Origin of the sequence: Streptomyces sp. SID5643 (genome assembly GCF_009872555.1) — a bacterium.
In the GTDB taxonomy this organism is placed as follows: Bacteria; Actinomycetota; Actinomycetes; order Streptomycetales; family Streptomycetaceae; genus Streptomyces; species Streptomyces iakyrus.
Genome location: NZ_WWIC01000141.1, coordinates 1 through 15,165 on the forward strand (window position 1 = coordinate 1; position 15,165 = coordinate 15,165).

Consider the following 15,165-nt stretch of genomic DNA (forward strand, 5'->3'; position numbering starts at 1 on the left):
GACGGCACCCGGCCGGCCCGGCGCCGTGGGCACGCAGCGCGTAGGCCGGTTCGGTGGCCGGGCCACCTGTCGGCCGGTTCCCGCGGCGCGCAGCCGGTGCGCCGTCGGGCCCACGGCCTGCCGCAGGCCGTCGCAGGACGCGGGGGCGTCTCGCCCCCGTTATGGGGATCCGCCGAGGCGCTTCGGCGCTCGTGGTCCGGCCGCCCGGGCATGGCCGCCGGGCGGAGCCGTTACGCTGGAGGGCGTGGCAGTCGTCGACGTATCCGAAGAGCTCAAGTCCCTCTCCTCGACCATGGAGTCGATCGAGGCCGTTCTGGACCTCGACAAGATGAGGGCAGACATCGCCGTGCTCGAGGAGCAGGCGGCCGCGCCGTCCCTCTGGGACAACCCCGATGAGGCGCAGAAGATCACCAGCAAGCTGTCCCACCTCCAGGCCGAGGTGCGCAAGGCCGAGGCCCTGCGCGGTCGCATCGACGACCTGGGCGTCCTCTTCGAGATGGCCGAGGAGGAGGACGACCCGGACACCCGTGCCGAGGCCGAGTCCGAGCTCACCGCCGTGAAGAAGGCGCTGGACGAGATGGAGGTCCGCACCCTCCTCTCCGGCGAGTACGACTCCCGCGAGGCCCTGGTGAACATCCGCGCCGAGGCCGGTGGCGTCGACGCCGCCGACTTCGCCGAGAAGCTCCAGCGCATGTACCTGCGCTGGGCCGAGCAGCGCGGCTACAAGACCGAGATCTACGAGACGTCGTACGCGGAAGAGGCCGGCATCAAGTCGACCACGTTCGCCGTCCAGGCGCCCTACGCGTACGGCACGCTCTCCGTCGAGCAGGGCACGCACCGGCTCGTGCGCATCTCGCCCTTCGACAACCAGGGCCGGCGGCAGACGTCCTTCGCGGGCGTCGAGATCCTGCCCGTGGTCGAGCAGACCGACCACATCGAGATCGACGAGTCCGAACTGCGCGTGGACGTGTACCGCTCGTCCGGCCCCGGCGGCCAGGGCGTCAACACCACCGACTCCGCGGTGCGCCTCACCCACATCCCCACCGGCATCGTCGTCTCCTGCCAGAACGAGCGCTCGCAGATCCAGAACAAGGCGACGGCCATGAACGTGCTCCAGGCGAAGCTGCTGGAGCGGCAGCGCCAGGAGGAGCGGGCCAAGATGGACGCCCTCAAGGACGGCGGCAGCTCCTGGGGCAACCAGATGCGTTCCTACGTCCTGCACCCGTACCAGATGGTCAAGGACCTGCGCACCGAGTTCGAGGTCGGCAACCCCGAGGCGGTGTTCAACGGCGAGATCGACGGTTTCATCGAGGCCGGAATTCGCTGGCGCAAGCAGCAGGAGAAGTAAGTTTGTCGATAAGGCAACTGCCGCCACCAGGGCGGCAGTTGCCTTTTCCGTACCCCATGTCCGGGTTTTACATCACACTCACGCCCTCAGACTCCCGGCATAGCCCCCGTAGTTGGACATGGCGGCCGCAAACGGCCTTGACGTGTTCTTGAAAAATGGGAAGGGTGAAGCGCGGCATGCGTGTCTCTGGGGCGCATGTGAACCGGGGCGCCTTCCACCGCAGTTGTCCCCGTCGAGCACAGCCCCGAGCGCTGCCTAATGACGATGAGCTACTGGGGGTAGCAACCACATGACGAAGAAGACGCGGATCCGTGTCGCGCGGATAGCGGCCGGTGCCGTGATCGCCGCCGGTGCCTCGCTGACCGCCGCCGGTGCGGCATCCGCTCTCGACCTGGGCGTGAGCGTCGGCCTCGGCGACACCGGTGTCGGTGTCGGCGTGAGCGCCGGCGACGGCGACCCTACGGACCCGCCGACCGAGCTCCCGACGGACCCGCCCACGGACCTCCCGACGGACCCGCCGACGGATCTCCCGACGGACCCGCCGTCGACCGAGGAGCCCACCGAGGAGCCGACCGAGCCCACCGAGCCCACCGAGCCCACCGAGGACCCGACCGACGTCCCGTCCGACCCGGGCAACGGGAACGGCAACGGCGGCGGCAACGGCGGCGGCAACGGCAACGGCAACGGTGGCAGCGTCGGCGACGGCAACAACGCCGACCCCGACGGTGGCACCTCCCCGCAGGAGGAGGGCTCCTCCGCCCTCACCGAGATCGGCTCGGACTCCACCCCGGCCCCGCAGGCCCAGGGCAACGGCCAGGAGCTCGCCGAGACGGGCGCCGCGCAGACCACCTTCCTGGTGATCGGCGCCGCCACGATGATCGCCGGCGGTGTCGGCTTCCGTCTGCTGCCGCGCCTCGTGGGCGGTCGCGGCGGGGCTGCCGCCTGACGGTAGCCGCAGCCGTACGGACCGTACGGACCGTACGGACCGTACACACAGCGACACCACCGAGGGCCCGGAGCGAAACGCTCCGGGCCCTCGGCCCTGTCCGGGGGGCTGCGTACCGCCTTACGCGGTCTGGTGCGCCAGCAGGGCCACCGCGGCGATCAGCACCGTCAGCAGTGCGATCAGAGCCATCGGGTTCATGCCCGCCAGGAAGTTCTCCTGCTGCATCCGCTCACGGTTCGCGCGGCACACGGGGCAGCGGCCCTCGTTCACGGGGGACGCGCAGTTCGCGCACACCAGCCGGTCGTACGTCATGCGCTTGCCCTCCTTGCGCCGGTTCCACGTGTCCAACGTCCGTGGGGGTGGGAATGTTCCCCCTCCACTTTGCCAGGTTCCGGCGGCCGTCGCGCGGCTGCGCGTTTTCTGTGGTTGCCCGCACCGTCTCCCCGCGCCCCTGCGGGCTCGGCACAAAACGGCACATCCATGGCGCAACCACGGTCGGTGACTGCGATGCCCCACCCGGGTCGCGTATGGTCACGCTCATCTACCCCCGGCGACCCGTGGTGCATCCGTGATCCGATTCGACAATGTCTCCAAGGTCTACCCCAAGCAGACCCGCCCCGCCCTCAGGGATGTCTCCCTGGAGGTCGAGAAGGGCGAGTTCGTCTTCCTCGTGGGGTCCTCCGGCTCCGGAAAGTCCACCTTCCTGCGGCTGATCCTCCGCGAGGAGCGGTGCAGCCACGGACAGGTGCACGTTCTGGGCAAGGACCTCGCGCGCCTCTCCAACTGGAAGGTGCCGCAGATGCGGCGCCAGCTGGGGACGGTGTTCCAGGACTTCCGGCTGCTGCCGAACAAGACGGTCGGTGAGAACGTCGCCTTCGCGCAGGAGGTCATCGGCAAGTCCCGCGGCGAGATCCGCAAGTCCGTGCCCCAGGTGCTCGACCTCGTCGGGCTCGGCGGCAAGGAGGACCGGATGCCCGGCGAGCTGTCCGGTGGTGAACAGCAGCGCGTCGCCATCGCGCGGGCCTTCGTCAACCGGCCCAAGCTGCTCATCGCCGACGAGCCCACCGGCAACCTCGACCCGCAGACCTCCGTCGGCATCATGAAGCTGCTCGACCGCATCAACCGGACGGGCACGACCGTGGTGATGGCCACGCACGACCAGAACATCGTGGACCAGATGCGCAAGCGCGTCATCGAACTGGAGAAGGGCCGCCTCGTCCGCGACCAGGCCCGCGGTGTCTACGGCTACCAGCACTGATACCGCACCCGAGATCCACGGAAAGGCATAACCAGTCGCCATGCGCGCCCAGTTCGTCCTGTCGGAGATCGGTGTCGGTCTCCGCCGCAACCTGACGATGACCTTCGCCGTCGTCGTCTCCGTCGCCCTGTCGCTCGCCCTGTTCGGCGGGTCGCTCCTGATGAGCGACCAGGTCAACACCATGAAGGGCTACTGGTACGACAAGGTCAACGTCTCGATCTTCCTCTGCAACAAGAGCGACGCCGAGTCCGACCCCAACTGCGCCAAGGGTGCGGTGACCGACGACCAGAAGAAGCAGATCAAGGCCGACCTCGACAAGATGGACGTCGTCCAGGCCGTCACGTACGAGACGCAGGACCAGGCGTACAAGCACTACAAGGAGCAGTTCGGCGACTCCCCGCTCGCCAGCTCCCTCACGCCGGACCAGATGCAGGAGTCGTACCGCATCAAGCTGAAGGACCCGGAGAAGTACCAGGTCATCGCCACCGCCTTCAACGGCCGGGACGGCGTGCAGTCCGTGCAGGACCAGAAGGGCATCCTGGACAACCTCTTCAAGCTGCTGAACGGCATGAACTGGGCCGCCCGCGCGGTGATGGCGCTCATGCTGGTCGTCGCGCTGATGCTGATCGTCAACACCGTGCGCGTCTCCGCGTTCAGCCGCCGGCGTGAGACGGGCATCATGCGGCTGGTCGGTGCCTCCGGCTTCTACATCCAGGCGCCGTTCATCATGGAGGCCGCGGTCGCCGGGCTCATCGGCGGCACCCTCGCGTGCGGCTTCCTGGTGCTCGCCCGGTACTTCCTCATCGACCACGGACTCGCCCTGGCCGACCAGCTGACACTGATCAACTTCATCGGCTGGGACGCCGTCCTCACCAAGCTCCCGCTCATTCTCGCGACGAGCCTTCTGATGCCCGCGTTGGCCGCGTTCTTCGCGCTGCGCAAGTACTTGAAGGTGTGACGCATACCAAGAGGGGCCGTGCGGTCAACCGACCGTACGGCCCTTCCGCTTGTCCTAGACTCACCGGCATGTCAGGTCGTGACCCGTTCTGTCAGCCCCGTCGCATCCGTCGCGGGGCCGCCCTGACGTTGGTGTTCGCGAGCGTGCTCGTCACCGGTGCGGTCACGGGGGCGTTGCCGCAGAGCCAGGCGAAGTCCGCCCCGGACGAGGCCCGTTCGGTCGGTCCGACCGGGCGGCACGCGGACGTCGTCCGGGCCGCCGAGGAGGCCATGGCCGACGGCAAGTCCCCGGTCCAGGCCGCGAAGCGCGCCGTCAGCCGCAGCGGCGACCGCTGGGCCGCCGTCTACTCCCGGGGCGAGTACGAGGAGTTCGCGGAGTCCCTCGACGGCCAGTACACCGGCGTCGGCCTGTGGGCCCGCAGCGAGCGGGACGGCCGTATCGAGGTGACGAGGGTGCGCGCCGGTTCGCCCGCCGCCACCGCCGGGATCCGCCCCGGAGACCTGCTGCGCAGCGTCGACGGCGAGAAGACCGACGGCCGGCCCGTCACGGAGGTCGTCTCCTTACTGCGCGGGGACGCCACCGACGCCCCCGCCGGCACCGCCGTCCGCCTCGGCCTGGAACGCGGCGAGCGCGCGTGGACCGAAACCCTGCGGCGGGCCCAGCTGCCCACGGACTCGGTGACCGTCCGGGAACTCGACGGCCGGGTGACCGTGATCAAGGTCGCCACCTTCACCAAGGACTCCGGCCATCGGGTCCGCGAAGCCGTACGGCAGTCCCCGCCCGGCGCCGGAATCGTCCTCGACCTGCGCGGCAACCCCGGGGGCCTGGTCGGCGAGGCCGTGACCGCCGCCTCCGCCTTCCTCGACGGCGGCCTCGTCGCCACGTACGACGTCGACGGCGAGCAGCGCGCCCTGCACGCCGAGCCCGGCGGGGACACCACGAGACCCCTGGTCGCGCTCGTCGACGGCGGGACGATGAGCGCGGCCGAGCTCCTCACCGGCGCCGTACAGGACCGCGGGCGGGCGCTCGTGGTGGGCTCCCGCACCTTCGGCAAGGGCTCGGTCCAGATGCCGAGCAGGCTGCCCGACGGCTCCGTCGCGGAGCTGACCGTCGGGCACTACCGCACTCCCTCCGGCCGCGGGGTCGACGGCCGGGGCATCACGCCCGACCTGGAGACCGGCGAGGACGCCCTCCCCCGGGCCCGGTCCGTACTGCGCGGTCTCGCGAGCTCCTCGTAATCGACTTTCCGCAGGGCCCCTCCGTAGTGCGAAAATGGTCGGCACTATGGCTAAGGAAAAAGGGCGCAAGCTGATCGCGCAGAACAAGAAGGCGCGGCACGACTACCTCGTCATCGACACCTACGAGGCCGGCCTGGTCCTCACCGGGACCGAGGTGAAGTCCCTGCGCCAGGGACGGGCGTCGCTGGTCGACGGCTTCGTGCAGCTCGACGGGAACGAGGCGTGGCTGCACAACGTGCACGTGCCGGAGTACAGCCAGGGCACGTGGACCAACCACAGCGCCCGGCGCAAGCGGAAGCTGCTGCTGCACCGCGCCGAGATTGACAAGCTGGAGTCGAAGTCGGGGGAGACGGGCCACACCATCGTGCCGCTCGCGCTGTACTTCAAGGACGGCCGGGCCAAGGTCGAGATCGCGCTGGCGAAGGGCAAGAAGGAGTACGACAAGCGTCAGGCGCTGCGGGAGAAGCAGGACCGCCGGGAGACCGACCGCGCGATCGCGGCGGTGAAGCGGAGGCAGCGCGGGGCGTAGGAATACGCTGGCACCGACCCGCGTTGGTCACGTACGATGGTGCCTGCACCCCACAGCGGGTGCGCGCCCCTCTCCGGAGGGGGTTGTCAACACAACATGGGGATGATCGGTTTCGACAGCGGCTGTCGAGGCAGGGGAAGCGTGTCGAGGAAGCGGCAATGATCTCGTAAACCATATGTCGCAAAAAATAATCGCCAATACCAAGCGCGATTCCCAGTCCTTCGCCCTCGCTGCCTGATAAGCAGTGACTGAAGGACCCTAAATGGGTGTCAGCCCGGGAGTGTTCCCGACCCGGATCCTGGCATAAGCTAGGGAACTAAACCATCGAGCCCGGTCACGGGGTTCGATGGGAAATCAAACAGTGACTGGGCCCGTCGGCGACTTGTTCGCGTGATCGCCGGGGCCGAGAAAATCGCAGCGAACTGCACACGGAGAAGCCCTGGTTCTGCACCGTTGGACGCGGGTTCGATTCCCGCCATCTCCACTCATCCCATGTGGGCAAAGGCCCCGCCGCTCATCTGCGGCGGGGCCTTTGTCATGCCGTCTGCCGTGACGTGCTCGCCCTTTCCGTCAGCCGGGGCGGCAGCAGTGTCGTCTCCGGTACGGGGGTGCCGTGCAGCTTCTGTATCAGGAGTTCCACCGCGCACGCTCCCAGCTTCTCGGGCGGCAGGGTCACCGATGTGACCGGGACGCGCGGCGTCGTCGCCAGGTCGTCGGGGCAGACCGCGGTGACGGAGAGGTCGGCGGGAACCCGCAGGCCGAGGTCCTCGAAGGCGGTGACCAGGGGGGCCAGGAGAGGTTCGTTGTGAATGACCACGGCGGTGAGGGCGGGATGCTCGCGGAGCAGCCGTTCCGCGAGCCGGGGGGCCGTGGCGGGGTCGGGGTCGCCCGGGTGGACGGACGTGGTGAGGCCGTGCCGGGCGGCTGCCGTGGTGAAGCCCTGCATGAGGTGGTGGGCGTAGGCCGTTCTGCGGAGGTAGACCTCCGGGGGTGAGCCGATCAGGGCGGCCGTGCGGTGACCCAGTCCCGCCAGGTGGTTCACACAAGCCTCGCCCGCCGCCCGAAAGTCGAGATCAACGCAGGTCAGGCCGCGCGGGTCCGCCGGGACGCCGATCAGGACCGACGGGCTGTCCAGGAAACGGAGCCGGGGGAGGCGGGGGTCGTCGAGTTCGACGTCCGTCAGCAGCAGCCCGGCCACCGACGCCGTGCCCAGGGCGCGGTTCAGGCCCTCCTCGGCCTCCTCCTGGGTGAGGAGCAGGACGTCGTGGTCGTGCGCGCGGGCCGTCGTCACCACCGACACCGCCAGCCGCATCACCACCGGCGTGTGCACGCCGGGGCGGAGCGGTGCCGCCAGGGCCAGGACGTTCTGCCGGCCGCCTGCCGGGCCGCGGGCACCCCTGTGAGGGCGGTAGCCCAGGTCGCGGACGGCCGCATCGACACGCCGCCGGGTCGCGTCGGAGATCGGGCGTTTGCCGCTCAGCGCATAGGAGACGGTGCTGGGGGAGACCCCGGCCCGTCGTGCCACGTCCGTGATCCTGACCATCAGCCGAGCTCCAGCGCGATCCGCCCCGTGCCGGGCGGGGCCTGGACCTCGCGGTCGCCGGCCGCCAGGCTCCAGGCTGCCGCCGGGGCGCCGCACGTCGCGTGCAGGGTGTTTCCCTCGCGGGCGACCGTGAAGGTCACATCCCCGACCGGCACCGTCACCTCGTCGCCGGGCCGCAGGCCGTACGCCCGCAGCGTCACCCCGTCGGCGTGGTCGTAGTCCGGCCGGTCGTCCCGTGCGCCGACCGGGATCACCGCACCGGGCCGCACCAGCAGCGGCGCGCTCAGGAAGCCGTGGCGTTCGCGCACCCAGCGCGGGCCGGTCACCGTCTCGCCGGTCGCGAAGTGCGTCCAGGTGCCCTCGGGCACGTAGTACGTGACGTCGCCCTCGTCGCTGAACACCGGGGCGACCAGCAGGTCCGGGCCGAGCATGTACTGCCGTTCCAGGTGCGCGCACCCCGGGTCGTCCGGGAACTCCAGCACCATGGCCCGCATCATGGGCAGGCCCTCGGTGTGGGCCGCGCGGGCCGTCTCGTACAGGTAGGGCATGAGGCGGAGCTTCAGCCGGATGAAGTGGCGGGCCACGTCCACCGACTCCTCGTCGAACTGCCAGGGGACCCGGTAGGAGCTGCTGCCGTGCAGGCGGCTGTGCGAGGAGAGCAGCCCGAAGGCCAGCCAGCGCTTGAACAGGGCCGGGGTCGGGGTGCCCTCGAAGCCGCCGATGTCGTGGCTCCAGAAGCCGAAGCCCGACAGGCCCAGCGACAGGCCGCCCCGCAGCGACTCCGCCATCGACTCGTACGTCGCCTCGCAGTCGCCGCCCCAGTGCACGGGGAACTGCTGGCTCCCCGCCGTCGCCGACCGTGCGAACAGGACGGCCTCCTGCTCGCCCCGGTGCTTGCGCAGCACCTCGAAGACCGTGCGGTTGTACAGGTACGTGTAGTAGTTGTGCATCCGCTCCGGGTCCGAACCGTCGGACCAGACGACGTCGAGCGGCACCCGTTCGCCGAAGTCGGTCTTGAAGCAGTCGATGCCCTGCCCGAGCAGCGCCTCCAGCTTGCCGGCGTACCAGTCGCGGGCGGCCGGGGAGGTGAAGTCGACCAGGGCCATGCCGGGCTGCCACATGTCCCACTGCCAGACGCTGCCGTCCGGCCGCCTCAGCAGGTGCCCGAGCGCCTTGCCCTCGGCGAACAGCGGGGAGCGCTGGGCGATGTACGGATTGATCCAGACGGAGACCCGCAGGTCACGGGCCTTCAGCCGGGCCAGCATGCCCTCCGGGTCGGGGAAGACGCGGGAATCCCACCGGAAGTCGCACCAGTTGTACTCGCGCATCCAGAAACAGTCGAAGTGGAAGACGGACAGCGGCAGTTCACGCTCCCTCATGCCGTCGATGAAGGACGTCACCGTCTCCTCGTCGTACGAGGTGGTGAAGGACGTCGACAGCCACAGGCCGAACGACCAGGCGGGCGGCAGGGCCGGGCGGCCGGTCAGGGCCGTGTACCTGCGCAGGATGTCCTTCGGGGTGGGGCCGTGGACGACGTAGTACGTCAGCTCCTGCGTCTCCGCGCTGAACTGCACCCGGGAGACCACCTCCGAGGCGACCTCGAAGGACACCTTGCCCGGGTGGTCGACGAAGACGCCGTACCCCGCGTCCGTCAGGAAGAAGGGCACGTTCTTGTAGGCCTGTTCGCTGCACGTGCCGCCGTCGGCCTGCCAGATGTCGACGACCTGACCGTTCTTCACCAGCGGGCCGAAGCGCTCACCGAGGCCGTAGACGGACGTGCCGACACCCAGGACCAGTTGCTCGCGCAGGTGGTGTGCGCCGGAGGCGTCCGTCATGATGCCCGCGTTCCGGTGGCCGCTGCGGGTGAGCGTACGGCCGTGCGCGAGGAACTCGACGTGCCACGGCCCGCCCCGGGCCAGCCGGACCGACAGGTCGCCGGAGGTCAGGGTCGCGTGCTCGTCGTCGTACACGATCTCCGCGGTGGTGTCCGACGCCGTGAGCTCGAACGCGGGGCCGTGGGACTCGCCGCCGGTGAAGTGCGTCAGGGTCAGGCCGATGACCCCGGGCATGGGGGTGTGCACCTTGACCGTGAGGACCGGGCCGGTCATCAGGTCGCCGCGCGAGCGGACGGGCCGGGTCGGCGCGTGGATCTCCAGGGCGCCGTCCGACTCGGTGACGTCGAGGACCTCGGCCGGGTAGGCCGCGGTGACGCCCTCGCGCAGGAGCCAGTAGCCGTCGGTGAACTTCATGTGGGGTCCCTATTCTCCCGGCGCATGACGTCGAAGCGCTTCGACGAATGAACGTATGCGGGGGACCTGAGGGCGTCAATGGGGCGTAGAGAGAATGGTGAAGCGATTCGAAACCAAGGGCAGGGACAACGCGAGGGCCACGCACGCCGCCGTCACCGGGACCACGTAACCCGCCGTCGGCGAGAGGTGCTCGACCGTCCAGCCGCCGATCGCGCTGCCGCAGGCGATGCCGCCGAGGAGCCCCGTCACGGCGAGGGTCATGCCCTCGTTCAGCCGGCCCTCGGGGGTGCGCTCCTGGACCAGCGTCATGGTGGTGACCATCGTCGGGGCTGTCGCCATCCCGGCGACCAGCAGGGCCACCGCCAGGGCGAGCAGCGAACCGGTCACGGCCGCGGCCAGCAGTGGCAGGGTCAGCAGCGCGGCCATCGCCGCCACGCAGCGGGGCAGCCGCGCCGCGGCCGGACCGGCGGGCTTCACGGCGCCGTACAGCAGGCCCGCCCCGCAGGAGCCCGCGGCCTGGAGCGCGAGCACGACACCGGCCGCCGGCTGCCGCCCCTGCGCGTCGGCGAACGCCAGCGTGACGATCTCCGTCGCACCGAAGACGGCACCCATCGCCAGGCAGACCGCGAGCAGCGGGGGGATGCCGGGGGCGCGCAGGGGCGCCTTGCCGGGCAGGTGCGCGCGCACCGGGGGCTCCGTCGCGCGCCGGGTCGTGAACAGGACCATGCCGGTCAGCAGCAGCACCGCGCCCACGAGCGTGCCCGCCTCGGGGAAGAACGCCCCGCACAGGAAGGCCGCGAGCACCGGGCCCAGCATGAAGCACAGTTCGTCCGCCGCCTGCTCGAAGGAGTTGGCGGTGTGCAGCGCCTTCGGGTCGCCGGCCAGCAGATGTGCCCAGCGGGCCCGGGACATGCCGCCGGTGTTCGGGGTGGTGGCGGTGGCGGCGTAGGAGGCGAACAGGGTCCAGTCCGGGGCGTCGTGACGGACGCACAGCAGCAAGGACAGCGAGCCGAGGACGGCGATCACGGTGGCGGGCAGGGCGACCCGGGCCTGGCCGTGCCGGTCGACGAGCCGGGCGATCCACGGTGCGACCAGGGCGGTCACCGCGAGCCCCGTCGCCGTGACGGCACCGGCGAGGGCGTACGAACCCCGGCTCCCGGCGATCATCACGACCGCGCTCACGCTGAACATGCCCATCGGCAGCCGGGCGATGAGGTTCCCGGCGGTGAACGCGCGGGTGCCCGGCAGGCGGAACAGGCGGCGGTACGGGGAGAGTTGCGGCATGCGTCCACCGTCGCCCGGGGACGATCAAGCGGTCCAACACCTGTTCCGTGCGCATTCACGCACCTGGGCTGTGAATCCGCGACGGGCGGCCGGAAGGGCATGGCGGAAAACGTTCGCTCCCTGTTCTTCATACAGGGATATGGAGATTCCTCATGTTCCTCATGGCGCATGGAAAAGATGCTCATTGGGGAAAATCCTTCACTCGTTTGCCGCGCATCCGCCGATGTGGGGTGGCGGTTAGTCGGTACATGACCGAGGCGACCAGGAAAGACGGCTGGGCGGTAACGCTCGGCCCGTATACCTACATTCCCGCTCCAGCGCACTCGTCGGCGACCGTCAACGGGACGCTCACCAAAGGGGGTTGCCCGGTCGCGCTACAGGTGACCGAGCCGGTTCTGCGCGATTTCATCGACCGTATGAGCGCGCTGGAAAAGGATCTTGCCCGACGGTGGATCAGTGCCACGGATTGGCCCGCTTTCGCACTCGCGGAATAGTCGGGTCCCGCCATGTACGACAAAGTAGAGGGCACCGGCCGGCATCGGGCTCCGGCCCGGGATTTCATCACTCCCCTCACACCACCGGACCCGACCTGGGACCCCGCCGAGGAACTGGCCTTCATCCTGGAGGAGGCGCTGGGGCAGCAGGCGGCTCAGGCGGCTCAGGCGAATCAGGCTGCTCAGAAGGCCCAAGCGGCTCAACTGGCTCAGGCGGCTCAACTGGCCCAGGCAGCTCAGGCAGCTCAGGCAGCTCAGGCGGCTCAGGCGGCTCAGGCGACGAGGATTCCCGCGCCGCGTGACGAGGACCCGGTCCCCGCGGCGGAGCCGGAACCGGCCGCCGCCCCGGGCACCCATATGCGGCGGCTCCAGGACATCACCGAGGAACTGCCTCCCGTACGGGAGGTTCCCCGGCGGCACCGCAAGGTCCGGGCCCGCAGAGCCGACGGCTTGCTCCGCACCACCAGCTTCCTCGTCGCCGCCCTGGCGGCCGTCATCGCCTCCGCGGTGAGCCTCCTGAGCGGCATCGTCGCCTACGACCCCCTGCGGCTGGTCGCCGTGTCCCCCGCGGCGAGGGGCCTGCGCACCTGGTGGCCGCTGCTGGTGTACGGACCCTGGCTGGTGGGCTCCCTGTCCGTCCTGCGCGCCGCGCTGCACCAGCGCCGTGCCGTGCACTCCTGGTGCGTGGTCCTGGTCTTCTCCTCCATCGCCGTGCTGCTGTGCGTCGTCCAGGCGCCCCGGACGGTCCTCGGTACCGCGGCGGCCGCGCTGCCCGGCCTCGCCGCCCTGGCCTGCTTCCAGCAGGTCGTCCGCCAGATCACCCTGACCAGGCCGCCGATGCGGTCGGTGCCCCGGCACCGGGTGGGACAGGCTCCGCCGGATGCGGGTGCGGACGGCCGGAGGAACGGGGAGGGCCCGAAGGACCCGGACGCTCGGGCGGGCGGGGCCGGGACATCCCCGCAGGGCACCGGTCCCTGAGACCGAGAGGGCCGCGCACCTCCCTCCCCCGGCCGCTGTAGGTTCGCCGCATGTCCGGGCACCTCGATCACCGTCTGCTGCGCGGCTTCGTCGCCGTCGCCGAGGAACTGCACTTCACGCGTGCCGCGATGCGCCTGCACGTGGCGCAGCAGGCGCTCAGCCGGGACGTGCGGCGACTGGAGCGGGAACTCGGCGCCGAGCTGTTCGTGCGGACCACCCGGCAGGTGACGCTCACCCCCGACGGGGAGCGGCTGCTGCCGTACGCCCGCCGGGTGCTCCAGGCGCAGGACGAGCTGCTCGCCGCCTTCGACCAGGCCCGGCCGCTGCTGGTCGACCTCAACTCCCCGGGCCTGGTCACACCGCGCCGGGTACTGCACGAGGCGCGTGAACTCGCCCCCCGCCACGAACTCATGGCCCGCTACGAGAGCGGCCTGACCGGCGCCGCCGGAGAACTGCTCGCCGGCCGGCTGGACGCGTCGTTCGGACGGTTCGCCGGGCTGGACCCGGCGCTGCGGTCCGGGCTCGACCACCAGCCCGTGCGGCTGGAGCCGATGGCGGTCGTGTTGCCGGACGATCACCGGCTGGCCGCGTGGGACGCCGTGCCGCTCGCCGAGCTGGCCGGCGAGAGCGTCTACGCGGGCGCCGGCAACCCCCGTACACCGGAGTGGACCGGACTGGCACGGCTGCTGTTCGAGGGACGGGGGATCGACATCGCGCCACCCGCGCCCCTGGCCGTCGGGGAAGAGGAGTTCCAGCGGCTCATGGCCAGAACGCGCAATCCGGTCCTGGCCGTCGTGGAGTTCCCGGGGCTCCCGTCGATGGTGGTGCGGCCCCTGGTCGACCCGGTTCCGCTGTCCCCCGTCTCGCTGGTGTGGCGCAAGGGCCTGACCCATCCCGCGTTCGACGCACTGCGCCGTGCGGCGGCCCGGCTGGCTGCGGAAACGGGCTGGTTGCGCAGGCCCGAGGGGGCCTGGTTGCCTGCCGGAGACGATGTCCTCATGGCGTCTCACGGTTGACACGATTCGACACGGCACCCACACCGAACCTGCGCGTGCGCTACATTCGACGCCTGAGCACGGTGTGGTAAGAGGGGGCGCTCGGACGGGTGGGGGCCCGATCCGACGGCGGGTGCTCAGGTCGGCAAGCGCACCTGAACCATCCCGTGGGGGGAAGTGCGTGCGCGTGAAACAGTGGCGAGAAGACGCCCAACCCGAGTGGCCCGAGGCCGCCATGGCTACCGGGGAACTCCCGTCGGACGGCGGAGGCCGGGACGGGAGAGCCACTCAGGTCTTCCCCGACCGTGACGTCCGGGCAGCCGGCCACCGGCTGCCCGCCGGGACGGAGATACTGCGCGGCATTCCCCGCCAGAGCGAGGGCGAGGCCGACGCGCTCACCCCGCAGCCGGGGAACGGGACCTCGGTCCGCGACCCCTGGCAGGAGCAGGAGGACGCCGGAGCCGAACCGTCGGGGGACGCCCCCGACGCCCCCGACGCCGACGGGCAGACCCACGATCCGCACGAGGTCACCGTCCAGCTCGACGCCGTGCAGCTCGGGGACGGCTTCCTGCGGCAGGTCAAGGAGGGACCGGGCGCCGAGGCCGCCGCCGACCGGCCCGTCTTCGTCGACGAGTCCGGCCGCCGCAGCCGCCGCTACCGCCGGATCGGCATGGCCGTCGCCCTGGCCTGCGGGGCCTACGCCGTCGTCATCGTCGCCACGCTGCTGTCGGGCAACTCCAACGCCCCCTGGCTGCCCGTACCGGCCAAGGACGACAGCCCGCCGGCCGGGCAGGTCGACACCCCGTCGCTGCCCGCCGAGTCGGCACCCACCACCGGCACCGGCACCGGTACCGGCACCGGCGCCACCGCGCCGGGCAGCACGCCGGCGACCGGCCGGCCCACCGCTCCGGGGCCCGGCCTCAGTGCCGCCGTACCCGGTACCACCGCCGGCACCGGCCGCTCCGGCGCATCCGCCGAGCCCACGCCGAGCGCGACCCGGACCGTCCCGGCACCGGGCGGCAAGGCCACCGCCCCGGCCCCCACCAAACCGGCGGACCCGCCGAGCACGCCGGCCATCGACCCGACCCCGACGGCCGAGCCCACGGCAACGCCCACCGAGACGACGGGCGCCGGCGGCGACGGCGGCACCGTCGCCGAGGGGCCGGCCGAGCCGCAGCCCGTCGCCGAGGGGCCTGCTGAGCCGCAGCCCGTCGCGGAGACACCGGCCGCCGCCTAGCCGTCCGCGTCCGCGAAAGCGGCGCCCGCCGCCGGGCGCCGCTCCACCGGCATTCCGGCCGGGCGCCGTTCCACCCTTCTTCCGGCCGGGCGCTGCTGCGGCACCGGT

At 71.1% G+C, this 15,165-nt stretch carries 14 protein-coding genes and 1 other RNA gene; 11 read left to right on the plus strand and 4 right to left on the minus strand.

The annotated features are described in order from the left end of the window. The first annotated feature begins 244 nt into the window (after positions 1-244). Entirely contained in the window at positions 245-1,348 is a 1,104-nt protein-coding gene (gene prfB / locus GTY56_RS17835) for a peptide chain release factor 2 (RefSeq protein ID WP_161366359.1), read from the plus strand. 289 nt (positions 1,349-1,637) lie between these two features. Continuing rightward, entirely contained in the window at positions 1,638-2,294 is a 657-nt protein-coding gene (locus tag GTY56_RS17840) for a hypothetical protein (RefSeq protein ID WP_161366360.1), read from the plus strand. A gap of 120 nt (positions 2,295-2,414) precedes the next feature. On the opposite strand, the gene GTY56_RS17845 is transcribed toward GTY56_RS17840, so the two are convergent. Further along, positions 2,415-2,606, minus strand: coding sequence for a hypothetical protein (locus tag GTY56_RS17845; protein WP_062927170.1), 192 nt, complete (start codon positions 2,604-2,606; stop codon positions 2,415-2,417). Positions 2,607-2,862: 256 nt separating this feature from the next. Here GTY56_RS17845 and ftsE point away from each other — a divergent pair, with 256 nt between their 5' ends. The 5 genes from ftsE to ssrA all read left to right on the plus strand — a co-directional run bounded on the left by ftsE (position 2,863) and on the right by ssrA (position 6,764). Then, on the plus strand, positions 2,863-3,552 hold the full coding sequence (gene ftsE / locus GTY56_RS17850; protein WP_003990615.1) for a cell division ATP-binding protein FtsE: 690 nt from the start codon (positions 2,863-2,865) through the stop codon (positions 3,550-3,552). A gap of 40 nt (positions 3,553-3,592) precedes the next feature. Further along, the gene (gene ftsX / locus GTY56_RS17855; RefSeq protein ID WP_161366361.1) at positions 3,593-4,510 is read left to right on the plus strand and encodes a permease-like cell division protein FtsX; all 918 of its coding nucleotides are present in this window, start codon (positions 3,593-3,595) and stop codon (positions 4,508-4,510) included. A 68-nt stretch (positions 4,511-4,578) separates the two neighbouring features. Next, positions 4,579-5,748, plus strand: coding sequence for a S41 family peptidase (locus tag GTY56_RS17860; protein ID WP_161366362.1), 1,170 nt, complete (start codon positions 4,579-4,581; stop codon positions 5,746-5,748). A gap of 46 nt (positions 5,749-5,794) precedes the next feature. Next, on the plus strand, positions 5,795-6,277 hold the full coding sequence (gene smpB / locus GTY56_RS17865; RefSeq protein ID WP_033308214.1) for an SsrA-binding protein SmpB: 483 nt from the start codon (positions 5,795-5,797) through the stop codon (positions 6,275-6,277). Between the two features lie 98 nt (positions 6,278-6,375). Next, positions 6,376-6,764, plus strand: a transfer-messenger RNA (tmRNA) gene (gene ssrA / locus GTY56_RS17870). A 48-nt stretch (positions 6,765-6,812) separates the two neighbouring features. On the opposite strand, the gene GTY56_RS17875 is transcribed toward ssrA, so the two are convergent. The 3 genes from GTY56_RS17875 to GTY56_RS17885 all read right to left on the minus strand — a co-directional run bounded on the left by GTY56_RS17875 (position 6,813) and on the right by GTY56_RS17885 (position 11,353). Then, positions 6,813-7,820 carry a LacI family DNA-binding transcriptional regulator gene (locus GTY56_RS17875; RefSeq protein ID WP_161366363.1) on the minus strand — a complete coding sequence of 336 codons (1,008 nt, stop codon included), beginning with the start codon at positions 7,818-7,820 and terminating at the stop codon, positions 6,813-6,815. Further along, positions 7,820-10,069 (minus strand): alpha-xylosidase, encoded by a 2,250-nt coding sequence (gene yicI / locus GTY56_RS17880; RefSeq protein WP_161366364.1) that lies wholly within the window; start codon positions 10,067-10,069, stop codon positions 7,820-7,822. Before yicI ends, GTY56_RS17875 begins: the two co-directional genes overlap by 1 nt. 75 nt (positions 10,070-10,144) lie before the next feature. Next, the gene (locus GTY56_RS17885; RefSeq protein WP_161366365.1) at positions 10,145-11,353 is read right to left on the minus strand and encodes an MFS transporter; all 1,209 of its coding nucleotides are present in this window, start codon (positions 11,351-11,353) and stop codon (positions 10,145-10,147) included. A 248-nt stretch (positions 11,354-11,601) separates the two neighbouring features. Between GTY56_RS17885 and GTY56_RS17890 the strand changes: the two genes are divergently transcribed. The 4 genes from GTY56_RS17890 to GTY56_RS17905 all read left to right on the plus strand — a co-directional run bounded on the left by GTY56_RS17890 (position 11,602) and on the right by GTY56_RS17905 (position 15,057). Further along, on the plus strand, positions 11,602-11,847 hold the full coding sequence (locus tag GTY56_RS17890; protein ID WP_062927163.1) for a hypothetical protein: 246 nt from the start codon (positions 11,602-11,604) through the stop codon (positions 11,845-11,847). A gap of 12 nt (positions 11,848-11,859) precedes the next feature. Then, positions 11,860-12,825, plus strand: a complete 966-nt coding sequence (locus GTY56_RS40625; protein WP_237524907.1) for a hypothetical protein — start codon at positions 11,860-11,862, stop codon at positions 12,823-12,825. Positions 12,826-12,875: 50 nt separating this feature from the next. Then, positions 12,876-13,841 carry a LysR family transcriptional regulator gene (locus GTY56_RS17900; protein ID WP_161366366.1) on the plus strand — a complete coding sequence of 322 codons (966 nt, stop codon included), beginning with the start codon at positions 12,876-12,878 and terminating at the stop codon, positions 13,839-13,841. A 166-nt stretch (positions 13,842-14,007) separates the two neighbouring features. Further along, positions 14,008-15,057 carry a hypothetical protein gene (locus GTY56_RS17905; RefSeq protein WP_346345509.1) on the plus strand — a complete coding sequence of 350 codons (1,050 nt, stop codon included), beginning with the start codon at positions 14,008-14,010 and terminating at the stop codon, positions 15,055-15,057. The last annotated feature ends 108 nt before the right edge of the window (positions 15,058-15,165 follow it).